Raw genomic sequence first — 6,533 nt, 5'->3', positions numbered from 1 at the left:
TCGCAGCGCGTTCACAGATGTCGGCTTGAAAGAAAACATAGTTCTCATTATCGGCAACGGATTTGACGTTATCAAGGCAGGCCGCATAAGTCAGTTTATCGACATTGACGACGCTATGCCCTAGCCTGATTGCTGTGCGCACAACGGCAGATCCGATAAAACCAGCACCGCCTGTTACGAGAAGTCTCATGTGCTGCTCTCCTCATCGACAAAGGGGCTGTCAAAATTGCATAAGTATGGCGCAGCCGTATCCTTCTTAGACAAAATAGCTTTATTAGAGCCTATTTTCCATTCAACTCCGATATCAGGATCATCAAAGCGCACAGCGCCGTCACACTCGGGCGAATAGGTACCATCGCACTTATAAATGATCTCTGTATCGGGTTCTAAGGTCGCAAATCCATGCAGGAAGCCACGCGGTACAAGTAGCTGCTTGCCGTTCTCATAGCTCAACTCAACACCTGTCCATTGCCCATATGTGGGCGAGCCTTTGCGAATATCAACAGCCACATCAAACAACCGCCCACGCCCGCAACGCACCAGTTTGGCCTGCGCATGAGGGGGCGCTTGAAAGTGCAGGCCACGCATTGTGCCAACCGCCTCAGACAGGAAATGATTGTCTTGCACAAACTCATAGTGCAGGCCTGCCTCTGCCATGCGCGCCGCCGACCAGCTTTCGCAGAAGAACCCGCGTACATCGCCGAAACGCTTTGGTTTCAGCACCAAAACACCAGATAACTTTGTTTGTTCAATCTGCACGCAACACCCTCGCAATTTGCTCTGTTAGAGCAATGGCACGACTATCATGTCAATGTGATGCAAGTGCCATGGTTTTTTACGCCGCTAACTCCCCGTTGACCCCTACCGTGCCTTTGACGCATACAAAACACGAGGCAAAGCAGTAAGGTGATACCCCATGAAAATAGCAATGATCGGGACAGGCTATGTGGGTCTCGTTTCCGGTGTCTGTTTTTCGGATTTCGGCCATGATGTGGTCTGTGTCGATAAAGACCCAAAGAAGATCGAGATGTTAGAGCGCGGCGAAGTGCCGATCTATGAACCGGGGCTCGGCGCACTTATGGCCAAGAACGTGGAGGCAGGCCGTCTGTCTTTCACCCTTGATCTGGCCAGCGCCATCGAGGGTGCCGAAGCGGTGTTCATAGCTGTTGGTACGCCCACGCGGCGCGGTGACGGGCATGCGGATCTCACCTATGTGATGGCTGCTGCCGAAGAAATCGCGCAGATGGCAAGCGATTATGTGGTCGTTGTCACCAAATCCACCGTGCCAGTCGGCACCAATCGCCAAGTCAAACAGACGATCAAAAAGGCCAATCCGACCCTTGATTTCGATGTTGCCTCCAACCCTGAGTTCCTGCGCGAAGGCGCGGCCATTGATGATTTCATGAAGCCTGACCGTGTGGTCGTAGGCGTGCAAACCGACAAAGCCGCCGAGGCGATGAACGAGCTTTACCGCCCGCTTGCGCAGCGCGACTATCCTGTTGTTGTCACTGATCTCGAATCCGCCGAGATGATCAAATACGCCGCCAACGCGTTTCTGGCCACGAAGATCACCTTCATCAATGAAATCGCAATGCTCTGCGAAAAAGTTGGCGCTGACATTAACCAAGTCTCAAACGGAATGGGCATGGACGCACGTATCGGTAGCCGCTTCTTACAAGCGGGTCCCGGGTATGGCGGATCATGCTTTCCGAAAGACACCAAAGCCCTCGCGCGCATCGGTCAAGAGCACGCCGTCCCTATGCAGATCACCGAAACAGTGATTACCGTGAACGAGGAAATCAAACGCCGCATGATCACCAAACTCGAAGACCTCTGCGATGGTTCGTTCAACGGCAAAATCATTGCCATGCTGGGCGTGACCTTCAAACCCGACACAGACGATATGCGCGACGCCCCTGCCCTGACGATCGTGCCCGCACTGGTTGGTGGCGGCGCCAAAGTGCGCGTCTGTGATCCACAAGGACAACATGAAGGCGAAGCGCTCTTGCCCGGTGTGAACTGGGTCGATGATCCTTATAAGGCCGCACAGAACGCTGATCTGGTCGTTGTGCTGACTGAATGGAACGAGTTTCGCGCGCTAAACCTCGACAAGCTCGCGCGCAAAATGGCGACCCCGCGTATGGCCGACCTGCGCAATGTCTATTCCATCAAAGACGCCAAACGCGCCGGGTTCGAAGCTTATGACAGCATCGGACGTATGGGGTTTAACCCTGCGTGATCTAAAACAGAACTTTTCAACTGACGTGAAGTTCTAAAATAGCACTGAACTTAACTGTTTTGAGAGGTGAAAAAGGGCAACATATTTCTATACTGCCCTCTAATACCGCGTGAGCAAAACCCTTAAGATGCTGCAATAAGCCCCATGCTCTCAAGTTTGAGAAGCACTTGATGTGCGCAATTGTCTACTTCGACGTTTTCGGTTTCAACGCGCAGTTCTGGATTCTCTGGAACATCATAGGGATCTGAAATACCTGTGAATTCCTTGATCTTGCCTTCGCGCGCCAATTTATACAGGCCTTTGCGATCGCGCTTTTCGCACTCTTCAATCGATGTCGCGACGTGGATTTCGATGAAAGCACCAAAGTCTTCAACGTCCTCACGAACCGCGCGGCGGGTTGTTGCATAGGGCGCGATGGGCGCGCAAATGGCGATGCCACCATTCTTGGTGATTTCAGACGCAACATAGCCGATGCGACGGATGTTTAGATCGCGGTGCTCTTTTGAGAAACCCAATTCAGAGGACAGGTTCTTACGAACGATATCACCATCCAAAAGCGTCACAGGGCGACCGCCCATTTCCATCAGCTTAACCATCAAAGCGTTCGCAATGGTGGATTTACCGGACCCAGAGAAGCCGGTGAAGAAGACTGTGAAACCTTGTTTGGAGCGCGGTGGTTTGGTGCGGCGCAACTCTTTTACGACCTCAGGGAACGAGAACCATTCAGGAATCTCAAGACCCTCCGACAAACGACGGCGCAATTCGGTGCCGGAGATGTTGAGGATCGTGACCTCGTCTTTGTTTTTGATTTCGTCGATGGCTTCGTATTGTGCGCGTTCAGCGACCCAAACCATGTGTTTGAAATCAACCATTTCGCAACCAATTTCAGATTGATTGGCGCGGTAAAGATCTTGGGCATCGTAGGGGCCATAAAAGTCTTCGCCTGCGGAGTTTTTGCCGGGGCCCGCGTGATCGCGACCAACAATAAAGTGCGTGCAGCCGTGATTTGCGCGGATCAGCCCGTGCCAAACTGCTTCGCGTGGACCGGCCATACGCATGGCGAGGTTCAAAAGGGACATAGTTGTTGTGGACTGTGGGTATTTATCCAGAACCGCCTCGTAGCAGCGAACCCGTGTAAAATGATCGACATCGCCTGGCTTTGTCAGGCCAACGACGGGATGGATCAACAAGTTAGCCTGCGCTTCTTTCGCAGCGCGGAACGTCAGTTCCTGATGCGCGCGGTGTAATGGGTTGCGGGTTTGGAAGGCCACAACCTTGCGCCAGCCAAGTTTGCGAAAATAGGCGCGCAGTCCGTTTGGCGTGTCGCGACGACCGCGGAAATCGTAGTGAACCGGTTGCTGGATGCCTGTGACAGGACCACCAAGGTAGATTTTGCCGGCTTGGTTGTGCAGGTAATTCACAGCAGGGTGCGCATCGTCATCCGCGCCGAAGACCTTCTCGGCCTCGTTCGCTTTGTTCGGCTCCCAACGGTCTGTGACTGTCATGGTGGCAAGAATGACGCCTTCTTGATCGCGTAGCGCAATGTCCTGGCCCAATTCGATAGAGGCTGCGAATTTTTCAGAGACATCCAAAGTGATCGGCATGGGCCAAAGCGCACCATCCGCGAGACGCATGTTTTCGACAACACCGTCGTAGTCCGCTTCAGACATGAACCCTTTGAGCGGATTGAAACCACCGTTCATCAGCAATTCCAGATCGCAAATCTGGCGGGGAGACATGTCATGCGACGTCAAATCCGCTGCTTCGAGTTTCAGCTTTTGAGCGTTCTCATAAGAAACGTAAAGTTCTGGAATCGGGGCCAAATTCGGAGTCATTTTCATATTCTGCTCTCTTGCATCACGGTTTTTCGCAGTGAAACTGCGCTAATCATTGCGCGCGGGATATGAGAGAAACGAGGCACAAATCAAGCAAATACCGCAAACTAATCAAGCCAAAGGCATCTTTATATGAATTGTAGCCAAATTAAAAATGAATGACTTCAATTCGAATAGATTTTCGAGCTAAGGGGCCAGCATTTGAGCACATGAAAGCATAAATTGACAAAAACTGGCCTCACATTTCTTTTGAGGAAAACCACAGCGTGCTCGACATGTCAGTTCAAGAGCAAACATCAGCGCTGGGTGGGTTTCAGAAAGATTGAAAAAAGACTAATCAAACGCACGACAAGGTAAGCTTGCGACAAGACAACTAACGCACCGTCAGGACCAATTCAGATCGCCCTGACGGAGAGCATCCATGTCCCAGTCCAGCCCACGCCTGTCCCTGCCTTTCATTCAAGCTGCACAAGCGCAAAAGCATGTCACCCATAACGAGGCCCAGCGCGCGCTTGATCTACTTGTGCAGCTCAGCTTTGAGGATGATGCGCAAACAGCACCTCCCGTGGCACCGCAGATTGGGGAGTGCTACATCGTGGCCGCTGGCGGCAGTGGTGATTGGATCGGGCAAGACCGCAAGATTGCCGCCTATCTAGATGGCGCTTGGCAGTTTCAAACTCCGCGCGCGGGCTGGCAGGGATATGTCATCGCACAAGGTATTCTGACCGTGTTCGATGGCACTGATTGGGTCGAAGTCACGTCCAGCCAGTTGCAAGACGCAGAGCGGATCGGATTGGGGATGGCGGCCGATGCATCCTCGCCTTTCGCTGCGAAACTTAACGCGGCTTTGTAGAGCGCGCTTTACAGTGCCGATGGGGGAACAGGTAGCCTAATACAGACCCTAAACAGGGAAAATAGTGCGACAGATGCGGGTCTTGTGCTGCAAGACAATTTCCAAACGCGCGCGCTGATTGGTCTCTTTGCCGACAATAATTTGCGCTTTTCCGTGACTCCGGATGGCAGCACGTTTCACGATGCGCTGAGCATCGACACAAGCACAGGCATCGCTGATCAACCGGCCCTGCCCCGCTTTAAGGCGCACACGAATTACGACAATTATATTGGTGTTGGTACTTGGACAAAGCTTGGCATCAACGTAGCTGAATATAATGATCAAGCGTGCTTTGACGCAGCCACCAACCTGTTCACCGCCCCTGTGGATGGCACCTATCTGCTTGGTGCGAACCTCACCTACAAAACCAACGGCAACGCGGGTGCGCGCATGCAAGGGCGCTTGGTATTGAACGGTGTCACTGCGATTCCTGGCACAACGGGTGAAATCACCGGCACGCATAATAGCGAAACAACCACCCTACCCTTGCAAACCCTCACCCCTTTGAGTGCAGGTGACACGGTTGAACTACAGGGAAATTTTCGCAGCTTTGACGGCTATATGATGGCGGATGAAACCTGTTTCTGAGGCATGAAGGTCGGTTAATCCGCATCGCTCGCGCGCAAAACGATCAACGTGGTCACCATGAAGACTTGTACACTCACTGCAGATTGAAATATTGAATCTGTGAGGCAGTTCAATGTGATGATCACGCCAAGTCCAAGGAAGGCCGGAAAAAACGTTGGTCGTTTGGCCGCACTGACAAACGCCAGTACCGGGCTTTGCATCAAAAGCCCGGATATCAATGCAAGAATGCCACCAGCCATAAGGTAAGACAGATATGTTTGATGCGCGCGCAGCCATCTGTCCCAACCCATTTCTTGCTGAATCGAGAAACGCTCGTTGACCTGCCCAATGCCCAGCAGAACGTTCTCAGAAATAATCGACAATGCACCGGTCCAAATGCGCAGTCTCAGGAACTTGTCACTGATGCTCTCATAGGTGAAATCCACCTGCGAAAAAATCGCCATTCGCGCCAACATTTTTCCGCCCGCGAAAAAATCCACTAAGACCATGCCGGCCAAGCAAATCGAAAAAACCAAACCAACTCTCAAAAGCAGCCCTAACCGCTTCTTTTTCTCCGCTTGCATATAAAGCCACAAAGTCAAAGCGCATCCACACAGAAACCAAGCCAACAAAACCAACCGTGCCCCACCGTAGACTGTCATCAATCCGGCCATGAGAAAAAGTCCGAGCCGCCAAACTCTCTCCCAACGCATCATCTCGGACAACCAAGTAAAGCTAAGTACAGAAAAAACTAAAAACCAGAATGGCGGGATCAAAGGGTTAGGGGTAAAGAGTGATATTCGCTTGCCTTGAGTGCCTGAGGTATAGAAAAAAGTGGCGATCAAGAAGGACAGTGTTAGCGCAATAGGCAGCCACACAATCAAAGCGCGTTTGATGTCAGACGCCTTTTGAATGTGGAGCCAAAGCGCCAGAATACCAACGCACAACAAACTCACGCTCCAAGATTCCAGAGCAATCGCACGGTAGTGCATACGTGGGC

The 6,533-nt window shown here is 52.0% G+C and carries 7 protein-coding genes; 3 read left to right on the top strand and 4 right to left on the bottom strand.

Annotated elements, in window-relative coordinates; translation table 11 throughout:
- Both QZ279_RS10580 and rfbC read right to left on the bottom strand, forming a co-directional pair.
- Nucleotides 1–190 (bottom strand): NAD-dependent epimerase/dehydratase family protein (locus QZ279_RS10580; RefSeq protein ID WP_293450634.1); only part of this gene is annotated, 190 nt, incomplete at its 3' end.
- Nucleotides 187–759: a dTDP-4-dehydrorhamnose 3,5-epimerase gene (gene rfbC / locus QZ279_RS10575; RefSeq protein WP_293450632.1), complete on the bottom strand. Its 573-nt coding sequence runs from the start codon at nucleotides 757–759 to the stop codon at nucleotides 187–189. The genes rfbC and QZ279_RS10580, both read right to left, overlap by 4 nt.
- 157 nt (nucleotides 760–916) lie before the next feature.
- On the opposite strand from rfbC, the gene QZ279_RS10570 reads away from it, so the two are divergent.
- Nucleotides 917–2,239 carry a UDP-glucose/GDP-mannose dehydrogenase family protein gene (locus QZ279_RS10570; RefSeq protein ID WP_293450630.1) on the top strand — a complete coding sequence of 441 codons (1,323 nt, stop codon included), beginning with the start codon at nucleotides 917–919 and terminating at the stop codon, nucleotides 2,237–2,239.
- Between the two features lie 122 nt (nucleotides 2,240–2,361).
- Here QZ279_RS10570 and QZ279_RS10565 read toward each other — a convergent pair whose 3' ends face one another.
- The gene (locus tag QZ279_RS10565; protein ID WP_293450628.1) at nucleotides 2,362–4,080 is read right to left on the bottom strand and encodes a bifunctional sulfate adenylyltransferase/adenylylsulfate kinase; all 1,719 of its coding nucleotides are present in this window, start codon (nucleotides 4,078–4,080) and stop codon (nucleotides 2,362–2,364) included.
- Between the two features lie 415 nt (nucleotides 4,081–4,495).
- On the opposite strand from QZ279_RS10565, the gene QZ279_RS15755 reads away from it, so the two are divergent.
- Both QZ279_RS15755 and QZ279_RS15750 read left to right on the top strand, forming a co-directional pair.
- Nucleotides 4,496–4,927, top strand: coding sequence for a DUF2793 domain-containing protein (locus tag QZ279_RS15755; RefSeq protein ID WP_366513939.1), 432 nt, complete (start codon nucleotides 4,496–4,498; stop codon nucleotides 4,925–4,927).
- Between the two features lie 84 nt (nucleotides 4,928–5,011).
- Nucleotides 5,012–5,554: a hypothetical protein gene (locus QZ279_RS15750; protein WP_366513937.1), complete on the top strand. Its 543-nt coding sequence runs from the start codon at nucleotides 5,012–5,014 to the stop codon at nucleotides 5,552–5,554.
- 14 nt (nucleotides 5,555–5,568) lie between these two features.
- Here QZ279_RS15750 and QZ279_RS10555 read toward each other — a convergent pair.
- A partial coding sequence (locus QZ279_RS10555) for an O-antigen ligase family protein (protein ID WP_293450626.1) occupies nucleotides 5,569–6,533 on the bottom strand: 965 nt, incomplete at its 5' end.

Origin of the sequence: Planktotalea sp. (assembly GCF_018607965.1) — a bacterium.
Classification (GTDB): Bacteria; Pseudomonadota; Alphaproteobacteria; order Rhodobacterales; family Rhodobacteraceae; genus Planktotalea.
The sequence above is the reverse complement of the archived record's forward strand: the minus strand, read 5'-3'. Positions and strand labels throughout refer to the sequence as shown.